Below are 20,056 nucleotides of genomic sequence, written 5' to 3'. Positions count from 1 at the left end.
AGGAGAAGTAGGCGCACAGTGGTTTCGAGGAGAGCAAATAAAAATAAGTAAAGAGTTGAGTCCCATGTTCACCGGTCCACAAGTAGTTGAAATAGCAAACACAACAGGTTTGTTGGGAGATGATTTGATTTACCATGAAGATGGTAGGTTTGTTAATAATTCCGGTTATACACTTACCTTGGAATCTGGAACAATGAACAACGATACGAATAGTACTGTGGTTGCTGATGATACAGAGGCAGGTTATACAAGGCCTGCAACTAACTTTCCTAGTGGGACTACGGCCGATTATTCTAAAAGTGTTAGGTTACAATCTTCACTTAGCGGAGCAAATCAAGAAGGTACCCTTTGGGTTGTTGCCAACAGTGTTAATCTTTCAGAATATGACGGTGCAGGAGGGAGCAAATACTTGTATCTTTTGACCTTGACTAAGAATTTTAGAAACGGAGGTAATAATATGGATGACCAAAACGTATTGATGTATAGAAATTCAAATACCGGAGACGATCCCAGAACAGGGCCTGCTTGGGCGGAAGTGCCTTCAGGGTTGATAAGTACTGTGGGGTCAACTGCGGCATTTGGGACTGATAATGCTTTTTCATTAATACAGGTTGACCTGTCAGGGATTAACTGTGGTACAAACTTTGCCATGGCTGTAAAGCGTACCACCAGTGCAGATGGTCCCAACCCGGGTGAAACAGCTTATAGTAATTCTACCAATAGAAATGGAAACTTATGGTTGGCCTCTCAAATTTATACTGGTATAAAAGCTGCTCTATCTGTAGAAGATAATTTAAGTAAGCGTATGTCCATTTACCCCAATCCGGTAAAGCATACTTTGAACATTATTAACTTAAATGCAGATTCAAGAATAAAGCATGTAAGCATTTTTGATATTACCGGTAAATCGGTTTACAGTAACGGCTATACTAAAAGTATAGATATGTCTGGTTTTTCCAGGGGCTTGTATATATTAAGGTTGGAGTCTGAAGAAGGAGCTACTTTATTGGTAAATAAAATTGTATTGAAGTAAAAAATAATTATGTCGTTGTGCATTTTGAATTACCAAATGAATTATAAAGTGAGATAAAAATTATGTTGTTTTTTTATGAAAGTTGTAAAAAGAAAAGAGGAGAAACAAACAAGCAATTATGTTATATGCTCTGGTTGATCTGGTATTAGAACAATTCCAGATTAATGTTAATCTTTATTTTATTATCATTATGCATGGCAGAACATATGAATTTCGTCATTGAATTACTGTCTATTATAAGCTAAAATGTTTTCATGAATAACAATAACTCCACACATAATAGGGGCTACTGTATTAATTAGGAGGTAATCCTTTCATTCAGTTTTTAAAAGAAAATTGGTGTTTTTGAATGATTTTGGATAAAACTTGGTCAATTTATTATAATAATGAGATTGATTGTTTTTTAATTTAGCCAAATATTGATTGGGGTTAATTTATGGAATTCCAGTAAACAATATTCAAAATAAACTAACATTAATTATTTAATTCAAATTTATGAAAAAAATTACTTTATCATTATTATTTATAACAACAGTCATTTCTGCACAAACTACAGTGCAGTATAATGATTTTAAAAAGAGTTATAATACAGGATCTAGAGGTTTGATAGTGGAATTTGTTGATGATCAAGGCCAAAGTCGAGATAAGTTGTTTCAAGCAGTTAATGATTTTCCGAAAGATGCTGGTGGAACTGTTCTTGCTGATAATGATGATGATGATGATGGTACTGATAACGATAGGTATATGGATGGGGTAAATGCAGGAACGAATTATAGAAATCGTATTCTTAAATTAACAGGTAGAGTTAGTAACAATAACCATGCTGTAGAAGTGTGGGGTGTATTAAAAACTTTAAAATGGGATTATCCAAGTTTAACTAATAAACGTTTAAGCTTTTGGGCAAAACAACAAAATGCAACCAGTGATGGTACTGATGGGCCAAAATTCACGTTGATGTATTCTACAGATTATAATAATGCAGATACCACTGATGATGATGCTACGCTTAACAGTACGGATCAAGTGAGTGCTGCTACTTGGACTCCAGTTCCTTCGGCACATATAACAAGTGGTGATTTTCCTGAGCCAGATGTAAATGATGATGTTTACAGTCAAGTTACTTTAGATTTGTCTGATGCTGTTTACAATAGTCCGAGTTTAACCATAGCGTTTAAATATGAAGGATCAGGTGTTAATACTGGTGGTGTTCATAATGGTTCTTTTTTTATTAGTCATGCCCATTTCGAAGGAGATGGATCATTATTATCAAATGAAGATGTTAGTGTTGCTAATACTAAATTGTACCCAAATCCGGTTAATGATGTTTTAAATATAGCTGGTGTGAAGAATATTAAAAATACAGAATTGTTTGATGTTACCGGAAAAAAGGTGTATCAAGGAACGACGACTAATCAAATAGATGTAAACAATTTACCTAAAGGTTTGTATCTTTTAAAGATTAGATCTAAAGAAGAAGGAGAAGCTGTTAGAAAAATAGTTATAGACTAAATCTTAAATTAAAAAAATGCTTTTTTAAGCTAATCAATACTAAAAAAGATGATTCTTTTCTTGTTTATAGAATGAGAAAGGAATCATCTTTTTTTGTTGAAATTGAGTATTTCTTAATAAGAATGTCATGAACAAACACCATAACACGAAAGATAAGGAAAAGAATAATTAATTTTTTTATTAAAAAGTAAAGTGTTGGCTTAATATAAGTAGAGCATGTACGGTCTATTCGTATATGTATAGTTGAAATTTAACGTAATTAGAGAATGATAAGAATGTTGAATGAAATTTAATGTTTTTTGAATGAAAATTGCTGATTTTAATCATTTTCTTTTGTGACATTAGACCTCGCAATTAATAAACTAAAATGAAAGGTAAAAAAACAAAAATTATTGGGCTCTTAGGATGTCTACTTTTTAACATTCTAATAATCCAAGCGCAGACAAAAACCATTACTGGTATAATAACAGATAAAGAAGAAAACCAGCCTTTATTGGGAGTAAATGTTTTGGTAAAGGGAACATCAACAGGTACAATTACAGATTTTGATGGTAATTATTCTGTAAAAGCCTCGGTTGGTGATATTCTTGTTGTGTCTTATATTGGTATGATAGAACAAGAAGTACCGGTAGGAAATCAAAATATTATTAACGTAGCATTAGAACCGGATATGAATAATCTGGAAGAGGTTATTGTTATAGGTTATGGTACCTATAAAAAAGCAGATATTGTTGGAGCTGTTTCTACGGTAAAGACAGAAGAAGTTACGCAGGCGCCAGTCGCTAATTTGGAGGAGGCTTTACAAGGAAGAATGGCTGGGGTTAGAATTACTAACTTTAATAACGAACCTGGAGGAGAAGTGGATATATTAATTAGAGGCGGAACAAGTTTAGGAGGAAACAATGCACCTTTGTATGTTGTAGATGGGTTCCCGTTGGGAACCACAGAAGTAGGATCTACAATAAACCCTGAAGACATTGAAACCATACAGGTCTTAAAAGACGCATCATCAACGGCAATTTATGGAGCCAGAGGTGCTAACGGTGTGATTTTAATTACAACAAAATCAGGAAAAGAAGGAAAAGCATCAATAGACTATAAACATGTGTCTGGTATGCAGGGTATTGTATCAGGATATCCAGAAATGCTTAACCTAGCGGAATTTGCAAGCTATCAATACGATGTAAAACCAGGTGCTTTTACCAATAGAGAAGAATTTATTGCAAATTATCTGTCAGATAAAGAAGAAGTAAATTGGATAGACAGGATATTTAGAACAGCTTTATTCAGAAATAATGATATAAGTGTTTCAGGAGGAAATTCAGAAACAAAGTATAGAGCTTCCTTATCGTTTATAAATCAAGGAGGAGTTATAAAAAACAGTAATGCTAAGCGTGTAACAGGTAGAATTAATTTAGCTCAAAAAGTAGGTGATAAATTAGAATTAAAATTAAATGCCAGTTATAGCTTAAAAGAATCAGAAGGAGCTAATAATGGTGAGCCAGATAGATTGTTTCAGAGAATATTGGAAACCCCTCCATTTGTGCCAGATAACTACTTTGGTTCCATATTTGATGAAGATGAAGATGATATCACATTTAAAAATCCAGAAGTGCAGCTTTTTGCAATAAAAAGTGTTAGAAGATCTAAAAACTTAAATGTAAGTGCAAATATTATATATGAGCTGGCAAAAGGTTTAACAGCTGAGGTCCAATTAGGAAACATAGAAACTGATACAGAACAGAGAACAGTATCTTTACCAACAGAAATTGGAGGAGTAGCATTGGCAACCAACGGACAAGTAAGAATTAGAAACGATAAAAAAAGGAGATGGGTGAATGAAAACTTGTTACGCTATAACACAGTATTTAACAAAAAACATAATCTTACAGCTCTGTTAGGTAACTCGCAGCAATCGGAAACTGTAGATAGAGTAACGGTAACAAATCGTAACTTTCCAATTCTTAATGAATCAATAATAAACAATATAGGACTAGGAACAAATGCATTAAGTCCATCATCACTGTATAGAAAAGAAACTTTACAGTCCTATTTTGGGCGTTTAGATTATAATTTCAAAAGTAAATATTATATAACAGCAACTTACAGGGCAGATGGTGCATCACAATTTGCAGAAGGGAATAAATGGGCTTATTTCCCATCGATTGCTGGATCTTGGAGGTTGTCTAACGAACCTTTTATAAAAAATATATCAGCTATAAGCAATATGAAATTAAGAGTTAGTTTTGGTAATACAGGTAATTTAAGAATAAATCCGTATGATTCTTTTGCCATATTAAGCCCAAACCGCTTTGGTATAAATAATGAGATTGTTTCTGCTGCTGTTCCCGTTACTTTGGGAAATAAAGGCTTAAAATGGGAAACCACGCGCCAATTGGATATAGGTTTTGAATTGGGTTTGTATAAAAATAAAATCCAGTTAGAAGCAGATTACTATAAAAAGAAGACCACAGATTTACTATTGGATGCTAACATATCGGCACATTCAGGATTTGGAAGGGTTTTTGAAAATATAGGAAGTATTCAAAATGAGGGCCTAGAGTTTTCTATTTCTACAAAAAACATAAACAACAAGAATTTTTCATGGACCACAAATTTTAATATTTCTTTTAACAGGAATAAGGTTTTAGACCTTGCTAGAGGGCAAGAATCCTTTTTTATCTCAAGAAGTCTTTCTGGAGGAGGTACCGAAAACAGTCTGGAAAGAATTCAAGCTTATATTGTCAAAAGAGGTTTTCCAGTAGGAAGTATGTTTGGTTATGTTTGGGATGGTATTTATAATTACGATAGCTTTGATAGAACTGGACCAAATTCGTATACTGTTAAACAAAATATTCCTGTTCCCCTAAGAGGAGCTCAACCAGGAGACATTAGATATAAAGATTTAAATGGTGATGGTATTATTAGTTCGGCAGATAGAACGGTCATAGGTAATTCAAACCCAATACATTTTGGGGGGATTATGAATAGGTTTAAATACAAAAATTTAGAACTTAGTGCCTTTTTTGAATGGAGTTATGGAAATGATGTACTTAATGCTGCCAGATACCAACTTGAAAAATTAGATTCCCGTAGAAACCAATATACCACGGTAAAGAATAGGTTTGTACCAAGAGTCGAAGATGAAAATGGAGTGTTAATAGACCCTGGTTTTACAGATACAGAATTTTTTGGAGCTGGTGGTAATCAAGATCTTTTTTATAGCGATCGTGTTATTGAAGATGGCAGTTACTTAAGGTTAAAAACCCTTAATTTAAGTTATTCATTCTCTAAAGAATTATTGCAAAAAATTAATCTAAGTTCGGCAAGTGTGTTCGTGGGGGCTCAAAACCTTTGGACGCTTACAAATTACTCTGGTGCAGATCCTGATGCTAATACAGATAGAGCGGCAGACAGAGGGTTGATTAAAGGTGTAGATAGAGGAGCGTATCCTACGTCTACAACAATTTCTGCAGGAATAAGAATTAAATATTAAGTGTAAAAAAAAATAAAATGAAAAGTGTATTAAAATTATTAATCCTTTTAGGAGTTTTAAATTCCTGCCAAAATGATTTTTTGGATGAAGACTTAGATGTTATTATAACACCTGAAAATTTTTATAAAACCGAAAAAGAGGCAGAAGTTGGTATTTTTGGATTGTATCATCAATTGTCCAGAAAAGATCTTTATGGTTGGTATTTGAGTATGAGTGTCGATATGGGGACTGATATTGCTTTTTATGGCGGTAAATTTGGAGACACTTTTGATATTTTTTCCAATTATAAAAACATATCGAGTTCTATAGGAAACTTACCACGTACCTGGAATGAAGCCTATCAAACCATACATGCCGCTAATTTAATTATAGAGAACCTACCCAAAAATGCTACGTTTAGTCAAGTTAAACAAGATAGATTTCTAGCAGAAGCCAGATTTGTTAGAGCTGTATCATATCTTGTTTTATCAAGGCTTTATGGAGAAGTACCATTGGTTAAAGGTGTTCTCACTTTAGATGAACTCGGTATACCCAGGGCAGATTTAGCTGAGCTATATCAATTTATGATTGAGGATTTAAATTTTGCCAAGGAGCATATACCTTGGTTAAGTGAATTACAGCAAGGTGGGCGCGCAAGCAAAAATGCTGTTTTAGGAGTCCTTACCCGTGTATACCTTACTATGGCAGGAGCACCTTTAAACGATGCATCCAAGTGGGCATTGGCAGCAAGTACTAGCAAAGAATTGATAGATACAGACTACCATGATTTACACGAAAATTATAATCAGGTGTTTTTAAATGCCAGAGATGATGTATATGATTTTACCGAAAGTATTTGGGAAATTGAATATACCAAGGGAGAACCAGATTTTGGAAGTAGAATAGGAACATTTAATGGCATTAAATCATTTAAAGGCCCTAATGGAGAAAAAGCAAGTGACGTAGGAGGTGGTAGTGGACTGGTAAGAGCCACAGCAAATATACGGAAAATTTACGGTGAGGATGGTGTAGGTTATAATCCTGATATTGTAGATTCCAGATACCATTGGAATTGTCCTGCCTATAGATTTGATGGTACTCAAGTACCTCGAATGAATCCAGATGGAACAGTTAAAACAAGTCTTAGAGACTTTATTGTTTCATCATACAGAAAGGAAATAAGTAATGGCATTTATACGCCTAATCAAACAGGTGTTAATGCTATTGCACTTAGATATGCAGATGTATTGCTCATGTATGCAGAAGCCGAAAATGAAGTTAACGGAGCTGGACGTAATGCATTAGCCAATGAAAGCTTAGCAAAAATTAGAAGACGCGCTTTTAAAACCTATGAAGTGAAGTGGGCTTTAGAAGGAGCTGTGACAAATGAAGATGATGGTTTTAATTTCGATTATTCGGGGTTAAGTCAAGAAGATTTTAGAAATTTAATAAGAGATGAAAGAGCCAGAGAACTACCAGGAGAGGGTTTACGCCGTTGGGATTTGTTACGCTGGAGATTACTCTATGGCAATGTAAGTGATTTGATTGGAGAAGAACCTGAAGGCGAAGCTTGGGGAAATATACAGCCACATAACGTTTTATATCCAATACCTCAAAGAGAAATAGATTTAAATCCGCTTTTAACGCAGAATCCAGGTTATTAATTATAAAAAAAATATTATGGAAAAAACTAAAAAAATATTTAAAAACCTAAAGCTATTATTAGTGATTAGTTTTATAACTATTGTAGCTTGTTCTAAAGATACAGAAACTCCAAATGTTAATGTTCAATTTGAAGAAACAACTATAAATGCAGGAGAAGCTTTGAAGTTTTCAATTTCAAATAATCCAGATTTGGTTACATTATACTCAGGAGAGTTTGGTTTTAAATACGAGCATAGAGAAAGATTAGCTGTAGAAGCTTCAATTCCAGAATTAAGTTTTCATACTTACAACAAAGGAAAAGGAGATTTTAATGAAGCATTTGTATCCTACTTTATAGTACAGATTATGATGGCTTAGGAGACCCATCATCAGCTACTTGGGAAGTGTTAACTACCAATGATGTAAGTCATCCAATGTATAACGAAATGGATTGGGCTACCGAAGCAAATGATTCTCAGGAAACAAAGAAAATAAGCAGAAAAATATCTTTAGATGGTATTACAGGAGAAAACACCTATTTTGCATTTAGGTATAATGCTACAGGTAATGCACAAAGGAAATGGCATATAACAGATTTTATAATAGAAGCAAATTTATTACAAGATAACAGAACCCTCAATATTGTTGAAGAGAGTTTTATGAACTTGAATAATGTTGTTGTGGTAAATGTAGCTGGAAAGCAAAAATGGGAATTAGGAAAAAGTAAAAATGACGATTCTGGAACCGTATTTATGGGGATAGATAAAAAAGGAGAAGATAATGAGGACTGGTTAATTATGCCGCCATTAGATTTGTCAACCAATGAATATCCAACAAGTCCAGACAAAGGTGTTGAGATTAAAAAAATAGAAGAAAGCAACAAGACCTTTGAATATTTTTATGAGACTCCTGGAGAATATTTGGTATCCATACTTGTTAATCATTGGGACTTTGAAAACAATGAATTAACCTCTCAAGTATTTGAACAAACAATTACGGTTGTTGAATAATATAGTAATGGTATCAGCATTCAACACAGTTTACTTTTAATAATTTGAAATAATATTTTATGAAATCAAAAACTTTAAAAATAAGTGTATTAACTTTAGGGTTATTTACTTTTTGTTTAACAGCTCAAGCTCAAACTGAGAAAAAAAAGAAATCAAAAACTGAAAAAGCATTCAAGGGTTTTGATAAAAATAATGATGGAACTATCACATTAGAAGAATTTAAATCCAAGAAAAGAAAAAAGGAAATACCAGCAAAAAAGTTAGAAAAAGCTTATGCACGTTATGATGCAGACTCAAATGGTTTGGTGACTATGGAAGAGTTTAAAAATAAAGCGTAACAAGAAAAGAAGAAAAAGAAAAAATCATAAGAAGTATGAATAAATACCTATGAAACGAGCATTAAGAAATTTAGGTGTTACTTACTTGTAAATTCCTTAAAAGAAGAACGCGCGTAGCGACTAGTTGTGCACGTTCTTTGTTTATTATCATTTATGATCATTAAAATTTAAACGTGTGAAAAAGATAATCTTGTATGGGCTATTCAGTTTGTTTTCAGGGCTAATAAATGCACAAAAAAATAAAGAAATTTATGTGTCAACTGTGCATGAAATCCAAAATAAACTAAACCAATTAAAGCCAGGAGATATACTTGTACTAAATGATGGTAATTATAAAGATATAAAGTTGATTGTTCATAATTCTGGAACAAAAAGCAACCCCATTACTATAAAAGCGAAAAACAGATTAAAAGTTGATTTTATAGGAGACGTAAAGGTAGAATTGAGGGGAGAACATATTATATTAGATGGTATTTATTTTAAAAATGGGAATAGAAACCCTAAAGAATGGAAAACTCATGGTCCAGGGTTAGTTGCCATTTATGCTAGCTATAACAGGGTTACGCAATGTGCTTTTCATGCCTTTGATCAAGCCAATTCTGCTTACATAACAACCTCTTTAACCAAAGAAGGTAAAGTGCCGCAATATTGTAGAATAGATCATTGCTCTTTTACAGAAAAGATAACCTTTGATCAGGTTATAAACCTAAACAATGTTACACCAGAAGACAAGAAAAAACCTTCTGTTGTAGGAATCCCTATGTACCACAGAATAGATCATTGCTATTTTTCCAACCCCAAAAAACCCGGAAATGCGGGAGGAGGGATTCGTGTAGGTTATTGGCGTTCAGATTATGGGAGATGTTTAATAGATAATAATGTTTTTGAAAGACAAGATTCAGAAGCAGAGATAATAACAAGTAAGTCGATGGAAAATGTTTATTATAATAATACTATTAAGAATTGTAGAGGAACGCTAAATTTTAGACATGGAGACAAGCAGATAGCCATTAATAACTTTTTTATAGGTAATGATGAAAAATATGAATACGGCGGCATGTTTGTGTGGGGGAGCCATCATATTATAGCGTGTAATTATTATCAATTACCTACAACTTTAGGCTCTAGAGGAAATGCGGCACTATATTTAAATAGTGGTGCAGTAGCATCAGAACATGCACTGTTTTTTAATTCGTCAATAATCAATAATGTTTTTGTTAATAATAATGGGTATGCCATAAACTTTGAAGCACTGGCTGAACGAAGAAAAATATATTGTAAGCAAAAGAATCTAAAATTTGAACAACCAAGAGATATATACTTAGCAGGAAATGTATTTGTTAATAAAAAACATAGGGATTATACTTTTTTTAATATAAAAGGTATAATTATGAATAAAAGGAATATAAAATGGAATAACAATGTAGCTTTTGGACAGGACTCGGAAATAACATATACTAAAATAGATGGGGTCGATATTGTAGAACTTAATCTTAAAGGAAAAACAGATTACTTTAATTTACAATCAGAAATAAGTAATTATAAACTTTCACAGTTTAAAAAAGAATTATTTGATATTGAAGGTATAGACTTAGATATTGAAAAACTTGTTAATGAAGGTATAAAAGGCAAGCCTTTAAGTTGGGAAGATGTTGGTCCGGATGATTTAGATGAAATACCGGGGACATATGCTAAAACAGGAAAACTATCTCTGGAAATTCAGGAAAAATTTAAGGAAGTAATAAATAAAAGACTAAGTACGAATAAAAAGAAAAAATAGTTAAAAGATATTAATTTTGAAGGTTTAGGAGATTTATTTAACTTTTTATCTGTCATTATTATCGCAGGTATTATTTGGTCGACTTCTTTCTTTTCTTTTGTGCTTTTACCGATATCTTGATGTTATTTGGTAAAGCTCGATTTTAATAAACCTGTAAAATGTACTCAAAATAGTAAGTAGAACTAATTAATCTCACTGCAGATTGAAATTAGGTATATCATATGTCTTTTTTGGTTACTTAATAAAGATGAGCAATAAACAACGAATACTAAAAACCTAAATAATTTTTAATTGATTAAAGAATGAAATTTTTAAAAAAACTGAAATTACAAATGCTTGCAATTTTTGCAGTTGGATGCATTTTTAGTTCATGCGCACAAAAAACACATAAAGCATTTAGTGACTTTAACTTTATATCGCTATCAAGTTTATCGCCCAATGATAATGATGTATTGATATTAGATGATAATGCTAAAAAAGATATAGTATATACTGCTGATGGTATATGGTTAAAGTCTGCTAAAGCAAATAAGAAGAAAGGTAAAGATTTATTGGCTAAAAAGGCAATCAAACGCATTTCAATAGCCGGAACAGAAACGCTTAAACAAGGTCAGAGCCTTGCCATTTTGATGAACTTTTGTTATCCCAAAATTCCAACCGATAGACGTAGATGGATACGATTACGAGTTGGAGGTTATGAAGTGAGTATTCTAAAATCCATCACCTTGGTAGATTTAAAAAACCCAAGTAAAAAGATGCCGGAATATTTAACTCCCTTTTCTATGATAGGGCGAGCAGATACTGATATTTGGGTTGTGGTAACACATCTAAAAAATAAGATTCGCCTTGTAATGATGAAAAAAGACAATCCTGAATATGCTGTAACATGTTCCTGGAATGTTCAAAATATAGAGAATAACCCGGAAACAAGCTTTGGAATGTTTAGTCACGGAGGAGGGGCAAAAGATAAGAACAATTTCCATTTATTCAAAAGCGTAGGGGTAGGTCATGTAAACGAAAATGTATTACCTGATTTACGCAACATGCCCCTAAACGCATTCAAGGATTATATAGCCGATCGCCAAAACTTAAAAAGTATTATAGAAAACACTAATAGAGATAGTAAATCTGTAAGTCTTAAGAATTTAAAAGTAAATTTTGATGGAGCCATAACAAGAAAGGAGTTAAATCAATTTAAAGATTACTATATTTCTAATATACCACTACCAAAGTTTGATCGAAATTTTGATAACTACTATAACTCTTGTATAGGACGGTGGCTATACCAAAAGACCAATGATATTGCAATTGTTAATAGAACCATTGAAGGTTGTGAACGCGGCTATTTGACTAGAAATGACATTCACCCCAACCTTAAAGTTCCATTAGCAACAGGAATATCGCTAGCCGAAGGCAGAGTGAAAGATGTTTTGCCGCCGGTTTGGCCGCAATATAATGTTAGATGGTTTGACGATCAGGACAAAATAGGTGTTGGTAATGCAGCAGCTCAGTCATCAGGCGCGGTATGGCCTGCGGTATGTGCCAGAACTATTGCTGAAAACAAAACCATTTGGAATCAGGTATATTCAGGTGATTTAGAGCGATTTAAAGGAATGAAATATCGTGAAATAGCAACCGTTTTACTTGAAAGATCAAAAGTTGTTTTTGACTATTATATTGATGAATATATAGATCATCCAGATAGGGATAAGGTTATTGAGGGTTATGTTCCAAAGGAGAAACAAGTCTATACAACCTGCGATGTGTTTTCCGGAGAAAAAATAGGGATGCATCCCTATTTTAATCGCATTTTGCCTTTGATACTGGCCAAGCAAAATGCAGCAGAAGCTTATAAGGCGCTTGACGTTGAAAAAGACTATGCAAACCGTTTAAAGCAAATTGTTATAGATAATATGGATTATATTAAATCATACATGTTTGTAATTGAAAGGAATGGAAAGAAAATTCTAACCCATCCCTATGCAGCCGGAGGTTATCCTTCGCCAGACATGAGAGCAGAAGACTCAGGACATGGCTCTATGGATGGCAGGGTATTTACGTTTCTATATGAAGATGGATATTTAAGTGATGATATTGTAAGTTATTATGCCAATTCGGTAGTTAATATGTACCAAGGTAATGGGCGGTTCGCTCTTTCTATAAATGGAGAAGGTAAAGAGCAGGCTAAAAAGATATACAGCGCAGGAGAAGGCTATTTTTATTTGGCAAAATTTAATCCGGAGGTAAAAGAATGCTTGTGGAAAACACATTACCAGTCTAAACCATTACAAGTGTATGCCATATTAAAAACTAGAGAAGCACTTTATGGTAGTTTGTAAAATAATAATAAGAATTCGGTATTTATTGAATAAGACTATATTAATTTAATTACATCGTTGGTAGTAATTAAAATTTGTATATGCTTTACACAGTTAAAAACTTCTTGGCAGGTTTACTATTGCCAGGCTATGAATGAAAACATATAGTCGAGTTCTCAAAAAATGTACATACGCAAGAACAACGAATACTAAAACCCTAAATAATTTTTAATTGATTAAAGAATGAAATTTTTAAAAAAACTGAAATTACAAATGTTTGCAATTTTTGTAGTTGGATGCATTTTATGCTCATGCGCACAAAAAGCACATGAGGCATTTAGTGATTTTAATTTTACCTCATTAGCAAACCTTTCACCTGATAACGGAGCTTTGATATTAGATGCTAATTCTAAGGAGAAAATAATATATTCTACAGATGGCATAGAACTAGAGGCTGTTAGAGCAACTAAAAAGGAACACAAAGATTTATTGCCTAAAATGGCAACCAAACGCATTTCAATAGCCGGAACAGAAACGCTTAAACAAGGGCAGAGCCTTGCCGTTTTATTGCATTATAGATACCCGAAGGTTCCAATGGATCGACTTCGATGGTTACGATTACAGATTGGAGATTATGAAGTAAGTATTCATAAGGATATTAATCTGATAGATTTAAAGAATCCCAAAAAGCAGATGTCAGAATATTTGACTCCTTTTTCTATGATAGGAAGAGGAGATACTGATATATGGGTTGTGGCAACACATCTAAAAAATAAGATTCGCCTTGTAATGATGAAAAAAGACAATCCTGAATATGCCGTAACGTGTTCCTGGGACGTTCGGGATATGAATAACCCAGTGACAAGCTTTGGGATGTATAGTTATTTGCCAGCTATACAACACAAGGGGCCTTCGCATTTATTCAAACTTGTAGGTGTAGGTCATGTAAATGAAAATGTATTGCCCGGTTTACGCAACATACCTATAAAATCGCATAGGGCTTATATAAAGAACCCGAATAGCCTGGCGAATATTGATGCGAACATTAAAGCTGATAAAAACCAGAATAAAGACAATATAAAAAGTAAATCAAGGGTTGGGAATTTAAAACTGAAGTTTGATGGGCCTGTAACAAGTAAGGAACTTAACCAATTTAAAGATTACTATGCTTTTAATATTCCATTGGCAGGATTTGATAGAAATTTCGGTAATTTTTATAACCCCAATATAGGGCGGTGGTTATATCAAAAAACCAATGATATTACAATTGTTAATAGAACCATTGAAGGTTGCGAACGAGGTTATTTAGCCAGGAATGATATTAATCCCAATCTTAAAGTTTCATTAGCAACAGGAATATCACTTGCCGAAGGCAGAGTGAAAGATGTTTTGCCACCGGTTTGGCCGCAATATAATGTTAGATGGTTTGACGATCAAGACAAAATAGGTGTTGGTAATGCAGCAGCTCAGTCATCAGGCGTAGTATGGCCTGCGGTATGTGCCAGAACTATTGCTGAAAATAAAACCATTTGGAATCAAATATATTCAGGTACTTTAAAGCGTTTTAAAGGAATGAAGTATCGTGAAATAGCAATGATTTTGCTAGAAAGATCAAAAGTTGTTTTTGACTATTATATTGATGAATATATAGAGCATCCAGACAGGGATAAGGTGATTGAGGATTATGTTCCAAAAGATAAACAAGTCTATACAACATGTGATGTATTTGCCGGAGAAAAAATAGGGGTACATCCTTATTTTAATCGCATTTTGCCTTTAATATTAGCCAAACAAAACGCATCGGAAGCTTATAAGGCGTTTGATATGGAAAAGGAATATGCAAACCGGCTAAAGCAAATTGTTGTTGACAACATGGATTATATTAAATCATACATGTTCGTAATTGAAAGGAATGGAAATAAAATTTTAACCCACCCCTATTCAGCATACAACCATCCTTCCCCTAAAATGAAGGCAGAAGATTCAGGGCATGGCTCTATGGATGGCAGGGCATTTACGTTTTTGTATGAAGATGGATATTTAAGTGATGATACTGTAAGTTATTATGCCAATTCGGTAGTTAATATGTACCAAGGCAATGGCTTGTTTTCTCTTCATATAAACGGAGAGGGTAAAGAACTGGCTAAAGATATATATAGCGCAGGAGAAGGGCTTTTTTATTTGGCAAAGTTTAACCCTGAAGTAAAAGAGTGTTTATGGAAAACGCATTATCAGGGAAAACCATTACAAGTATATGCCATATTAAAAACCAGGGAAGCACTTTATGGTATAGGTAATGAATAAGTAGAATTCGTATTTATAGAATAAGGTTATGTTAATGTTAATCGTATTATTTATATACTATTGATTAAAATTTTGCATATGCTTTGTACGAATCAAAGAACTCTTTGATAGATTTAAATTATTGCAGATTATAAATGAAAACAAATAATCGAGTTTCAAAATAAGTACATATATGAAAAAACAACTCATTTTTTTAGCTATGCTATTCATAGCAAAAGGAGCACTTGCTCAAAATATCATCTCAGACAGGTTACAAGAAGCCCCTGTTAATGGTGGTTTTAAAATGGAAAACTATTGGGTTTGGGGAAGCAGTGTAATAAAAGGTGAAGATGGTAAATACCATATGTTTGCCTCCAGAATTCCTAAATACCTTCCATTTCATCCGGGTTGGATGATTGCTTCTGAAATAGTTCATGCAGTTTCAGAAACCCCCGAAGGCCCATATAAATTTTCAGATATGGCTTTGGGAGCTCGAGGAACACAATATTGGGACGGGAGATCTTGTCATAATCCAAAGATTGTCAAATATAAAGATACTTATATTTTGTATTACATGGGTTCTACCCATCCATTTGAAGATTTAACATATGAAACAGGGTATAAACTTACGCTTGATAGTAAATGGTGTATTGTAGGCAGGTGGAGAAAACGTATTGGAATTGCTACTTCAAAAAGCCCTTATGGGCCATGGAAAAGACAAGATAGCCCTATTTTAGAAGTAAAACCAGATTCTTATTATAGTTTCTTAACCTCTAATCCATCTCCACTAATAAAGGAGGATGGATCGGTTATTTTACTTTTTAAAAGCAGGCAATACCGCGAAAATGGCATCAGGCATAGTGGTATGAATATAAGCGTGGCAACAGCAGAGTCCTATGATGGAGAATATACAATTATGCATGATGAACCATTTTTTTCTGAAAAGAATTTAGGAGTCATAGAAGATCCTCATTTGTGGAAAGATGATACAGGGTTTCACATGGTAGCCAAAGACCAAAAAGGTAAGATAACAGGACATCATGGTGATGGTTTGTTAGCACATTCCGTAGATGGTATAAATTGGAAAGTAGATAAAAGCCCGAAAGCATATACAAAAACAGTAAAATGGGATAATGGCAAAACCATTACTCAGGGTAATCTTGAACGCCCATTTGTTTTAGTTGAAAATGGAAAACCAACACACTTGTTTTTGGCAACAATGGATGGTCCTGGAGGATTTCTACATGGAAAAAAATCATGGAATATGGTCATTCCATTAAAATAAAAGACAATTAAATAGATATAAATATAAGATAAGCCATAATTCTTAATACAAATCGAGATGTTCAATGGCGAATTACAACCTGTGTACTGAGCAAAGTCGAAGTATGACCGGTAAAAAACAAGAAAATTTAAACAGATGAAACACACTTTGAGGCTGTTATTAGTTATAGCTTTTATTAGTATATCACAATATTCAGTTTACGCACAAAATAAAAAAGAAACCGTTTTATGGGAAATTGACTCACAGAAAGCGTGGGAAAAAAACAATGAAAGTACTACTAAATTTAACTTTGAAAAAGGAATGGTTTCAGGAAAAGGCACTTTTGTAAGCAAGAAAAAAAAGTTTAAAAAGGCAACTAAATTAACTTCAATAACTTTTGAGCAATCACCGATTTGGAATAATTGGAAGGAAGTAGCTCATGTGGGCCCCTCTAATCTTAGAGACGCTCCGGTATTATTAAGTTTAAAAGATAAAGATTACTGGATATTCGGACGCTATGGAGCTCTAAAAGAAAAAGATCCTTTTCAAACCAATGGGAAAGGCGGCGAAACAGAAACCTTAAGAGGTTATCACGCCTGGCATAGCACAGATATGGTGCATTGGGTACATCATGGCCCAATTACTGATTGGGAAGCAAGATGGGTAACGACAGCAGAATATGTTGATGGCAAGTTTTATTTCTATGCGGATATTCCTAACGATACAGACCCCCATTTAATTATAGATGATGATATTTATGACGGAAAAATGGGCAAACAAATGGGGATGGTTTATGATGATGGACCAGGATCGGATATGGCAATAATAAGAGATTTAGACGGAACCTTTCATTTAATTTCAGAAAATTGGTCGCCCATAAATGCAAGACTAAGAGCCTGGGATTCACCATTGGCGGATCATGCGGTGAGTCCTGATGGTATAAGACCTTTTAAAAATTTAGAAACACCTGCAGTAGATCACAGAACTAAGCCAACAGGCAAATATGGTTTTTATAAGCACCTGCATTGGGGAAAGGAAAATACCAATAAATATGAAATACATACCCCTATTCAGAACGCTTATGGAGATTGGACTATTATCCGTATAGGAGATCAATATCATTTGTTTGGTGATTATGATGAAGCTAATGAAGCCACAGCTGGAAAAAAAACTGATAGAAACCATATGAAGGTAGGGCGTTTTACGTCATCAAGCTTAGATAAAACTTTTGAGTTTTCTGGTACTTTTGGAAAAGGACACCCAGACCCAACCGTTGGTTATGCCGAAGGTAAATTCTATTTAATTTCTCAAACAAACGATTTTGTAAGTAATGGGCCTTGGATAAACGGCGTTAGTGTTCGTGTTGGTGTAGATAGTAATAGCGATAAAAAAATAGATACCTGGACCAATTGGAAAAACATTAAAGAAACTTATAATCATACTCCAGGTTTTCCTCGTGTAGTTAGTAAAACACCTGCTTCTTTAGATTTAGCCAGTTTACCAAAAACACAATATGTTCAATTTGAATTTAAAATAGAAAAAGATCAGGACGGAACAGATACGTACCCAATATTAGATAAAATAATTCTTGAATAATAAAATGGATCATTATCGTATGAATGTTAAAAATATAAAGGTTATTATACGAAGAAGTTTTTTATTTATAATAACATTAGTAATAAGTACAAGTTGCTCAACAAAAAATGAGCAGAAAGAAGAAGAAGAGGCAAATAGTGAGTTGCCAAATATTGTTGTCATTTTAGCTGATGATTTGGGGTTTGGTGAAATTCAACACCTAAACCCAACAAGAGGTAAAATACCAACACCAAGTTTAGATGCTATAGCTAGAAGTGGTATGGTATTTACAGATGCCCATGGAACCTCGTCTGTTTGTACACCATCACGTTATAGTTTAATGACTGGTCGCTACCATTGGCGTACAAGACTTCAAAAAGGTGTGTTAAAAGGTGGTGAAAGTTTAATAGATGCAGACAAACTCACGTTAGCTAAAATGTTAAAAAAACAAGGATACCATACAGCCATGTTTGGAAAGTGGCATTTAGGTATAATTGTTAATGGACAACATAGAGTTGTTTCTAATATGCCTATAGGCAGTAAAGTAGAAAAAGGCCCTATAGATCGTGGTGGTTTTGATGAGTTTCATGGGTTTCATCATTCAGGTTCTATGAGTACATGGATTGATAATAACGAAGTTACAGAAAATGTGCCTCCAATAGACATGTTACCACGTTTAACCGAAAAAACAGTAGAATTTATAGCAGGAAGGAAAAACAATAAAAAACCATTCTTTCTTTATATCCCTTGGAATTCGCCTCACAGTCCGGTTGTGCCTTCAGTAGAGTGGCAAGGAAAAAGTGGTTTAAATGCACATGCAGATTTTGTTATGCAAACAGATAACAGTTATGGTAAAGTTATTCAAGCTTTAAAAGATAATGGCCTATATGAAAATACATTAGTTATAGTAAGTTCAGATAATGGAACTTCGGGCCCTACATCAAAAATAAGTGAATTAAATGAGATGGGCCATTTCCCATCGGCGCATTATAGAGGTGCAAAATTTGATATTTGGGATGGCGGACACCGTGTACCATTTTTTGCTTCATGGCCAAAACAAATTAATGCTGGAAGCACACATAAAGGTATTGTTTGTTTTACAGATGTTATGGGCACCTTGGCAGATATTACGAACTATCAATTATCAGCGCAAGAAGGTGTAGATAGCCAAAGCTTTATGAAAGCATTTTATGGTGGAAAAACCAATAGAAATGATGTGATACATCATTCTGTTCAAGGCTATTTCGCTTACCGAAAGGACAATTGGAAAATGGCAGCAGTTCCTGGGTCTGGAGGTTGGACTGCTCCTAAAACCAATAAAGAAGAAGCTAACAAAGCCGATAATCCTATAAAAAATTATCAGTTGTACAATATGGCCTTAGATGAAAGTGAGCAAAAAAATTTAGCGGAGCAATATCCCGAAAAAGTAATAGAAATGCGAAAAGAATTAGCTGATATAATTCGAAAAGGGTCATCCTCTAAAGGAAAGCAAGGTACCAATGATGCTCCAGTTATCATAGAAAAATGGGGTTCTCATGCTGTACTTATCAATGATGAGTTTTCAAAAGAACTTGAAGAATAATAAGAGTACTCATTTTGTGTTAAGATAGTTCATTTAATTACTGAAATTCTGACCGTCAATCGGGTTATTTGAATGATTTTACTTTTGTGGCTCTATCTTGTTGTATCTACCCAATACCCGAGCCCTTTCTACAGAATCAAAAATAGTTTTCTATAACTGCCTCGTATGCTTGTACTGGGGCAGTTTATTTAGTAAATAATGTCCATATTGTTTTATATTTTTCTTGCTATGTTTTGTTATTAAAA

General features: G+C 33.7%; 13 protein-coding genes. All 13 read left to right on the top strand.

Features of this window, described 5'->3' with window-relative positions; genetic code table 11:
• On the top strand, window positions 1–1,033 hold a 1,033-nt coding region (locus VOI54_RS17455; protein ID WP_326284553.1), incomplete at its 5' end, for a T9SS type A sorting domain-containing protein.
• Window positions 1,034–1,528: 495 nt separating this feature from the next.
• Window positions 1,529–2,542, top strand: a complete 1,014-nt coding sequence (locus tag VOI54_RS17450; RefSeq protein ID WP_326284551.1) for a T9SS type A sorting domain-containing protein — start codon at window positions 1,529–1,531, stop codon at window positions 2,540–2,542.
• Between the two features lie 367 nt (window positions 2,543–2,909).
• Window positions 2,910–6,038: a SusC/RagA family TonB-linked outer membrane protein gene (locus VOI54_RS17445; protein ID WP_326284550.1), complete on the top strand. Its 3,129-nt coding sequence runs from the start codon at window positions 2,910–2,912 to the stop codon at window positions 6,036–6,038.
• Window positions 6,039–6,055: 17 nt separating this feature from the next.
• Window positions 6,056–7,681 (top strand): RagB/SusD family nutrient uptake outer membrane protein, encoded by a 1,626-nt coding sequence (locus VOI54_RS17440; RefSeq protein ID WP_326284548.1) that lies wholly within the window; start codon window positions 6,056–6,058, stop codon window positions 7,679–7,681.
• A 16-nt stretch (window positions 7,682–7,697) separates the two neighbouring features.
• Complete coding sequence (locus tag VOI54_RS17435; RefSeq protein WP_326284546.1) at window positions 7,698–8,039, top strand: DUF5017 domain-containing protein; 342 nt, start codon at window positions 7,698–7,700, stop codon at window positions 8,037–8,039.
• A gap of 26 nt (window positions 8,040–8,065) precedes the next feature.
• Window positions 8,066–8,671 carry a hypothetical protein gene (locus tag VOI54_RS17430; protein WP_326284545.1) on the top strand — a complete coding sequence of 202 codons (606 nt, stop codon included), beginning with the start codon at window positions 8,066–8,068 and terminating at the stop codon, window positions 8,669–8,671.
• A 59-nt stretch (window positions 8,672–8,730) separates the two neighbouring features.
• The gene (locus VOI54_RS17425) at window positions 8,731–9,009 is read left to right on the top strand and encodes an EF-hand domain-containing protein (protein ID WP_326284543.1); all 279 of its coding nucleotides are present in this window, start codon (window positions 8,731–8,733) and stop codon (window positions 9,007–9,009) included.
• A 175-nt stretch (window positions 9,010–9,184) separates the two neighbouring features.
• On the top strand, window positions 9,185–10,789 hold the full coding sequence (locus VOI54_RS17420; protein WP_326284542.1) for a chondroitinase-B domain-containing protein: 1,605 nt from the start codon (window positions 9,185–9,187) through the stop codon (window positions 10,787–10,789).
• Between the two features lie 302 nt (window positions 10,790–11,091).
• Window positions 11,092–13,128, top strand: coding sequence for a hypothetical protein (locus VOI54_RS17415; RefSeq protein WP_326284540.1), 2,037 nt, complete (start codon window positions 11,092–11,094; stop codon window positions 13,126–13,128).
• A gap of 222 nt (window positions 13,129–13,350) precedes the next feature.
• Window positions 13,351–15,411: a hypothetical protein gene (locus tag VOI54_RS17410; protein ID WP_326284539.1), complete on the top strand. Its 2,061-nt coding sequence runs from the start codon at window positions 13,351–13,353 to the stop codon at window positions 15,409–15,411.
• A gap of 172 nt (window positions 15,412–15,583) precedes the next feature.
• Window positions 15,584–16,675, top strand: a complete 1,092-nt coding sequence (locus VOI54_RS17405; RefSeq protein WP_326284537.1) for a glycoside hydrolase family protein — start codon at window positions 15,584–15,586, stop codon at window positions 16,673–16,675.
• A 135-nt stretch (window positions 16,676–16,810) separates the two neighbouring features.
• On the top strand, window positions 16,811–18,250 hold the full coding sequence (locus VOI54_RS17400) for a hypothetical protein (protein WP_326284535.1): 1,440 nt from the start codon (window positions 16,811–16,813) through the stop codon (window positions 18,248–18,250).
• A gap of 19 nt (window positions 18,251–18,269) precedes the next feature.
• Window positions 18,270–19,811: a sulfatase family protein gene (locus tag VOI54_RS17395; RefSeq protein WP_326284534.1), complete on the top strand. Its 1,542-nt coding sequence runs from the start codon at window positions 18,270–18,272 to the stop codon at window positions 19,809–19,811.
• The last annotated feature ends 245 nt before the right edge of the window (window positions 19,812–20,056 follow it).

Source organism: Alterotamlana spongicola (genome assembly GCF_035818475.1).
Classification (GTDB): Bacteria; Bacteroidota; Bacteroidia; order Flavobacteriales; family Flavobacteriaceae; genus Cognatitamlana.
This window is presented reverse-complemented; position numbering and strand designations above follow the sequence as displayed.

What these genes read in the sequence shown, in the direction of transcription:
- VOI54_RS17450 (WP_326284551.1), top strand. Translation starts at nt 1,529, where the DNA reads ATGAAAAAAATTACTTTATCATTATTATTTATAACAACAGTCATTTCT.
- VOI54_RS17445 (WP_326284550.1), top strand. Translation starts at nt 2,910, where the DNA reads ATGAAAGGTAAAAAAACAAAAATTATTGGGCTCTTAGGATGTCTACTT.
- VOI54_RS17440 (WP_326284548.1), top strand. Translation starts at nt 6,056, where the DNA reads ATGAAAAGTGTATTAAAATTATTAATCCTTTTAGGAGTTTTAAATTCC.
- VOI54_RS17435 (WP_326284546.1), top strand. Translation starts at nt 7,698, where the DNA reads ATGGAAAAAACTAAAAAAATATTTAAAAACCTAAAGCTATTATTAGTG.
- VOI54_RS17425 (WP_326284543.1), top strand. Translation starts at nt 8,731, where the DNA reads ATGAAATCAAAAACTTTAAAAATAAGTGTATTAACTTTAGGGTTATTT.
- VOI54_RS17415 (WP_326284540.1), top strand. Translation starts at nt 11,092, where the DNA reads ATGAAATTTTTAAAAAAACTGAAATTACAAATGCTTGCAATTTTTGCA.
- VOI54_RS17410 (WP_326284539.1), top strand. Translation starts at nt 13,351, where the DNA reads ATGAAATTTTTAAAAAAACTGAAATTACAAATGTTTGCAATTTTTGTA.
- VOI54_RS17405 (WP_326284537.1), top strand. Translation starts at nt 15,584, where the DNA reads ATGAAAAAACAACTCATTTTTTTAGCTATGCTATTCATAGCAAAAGGA.
- VOI54_RS17400 (WP_326284535.1), top strand. Translation starts at nt 16,811, where the DNA reads ATGAAACACACTTTGAGGCTGTTATTAGTTATAGCTTTTATTAGTATA.
- VOI54_RS17395 (WP_326284534.1), top strand. Translation starts at nt 18,270, where the DNA reads ATGAATGTTAAAAATATAAAGGTTATTATACGAAGAAGTTTTTTATTT.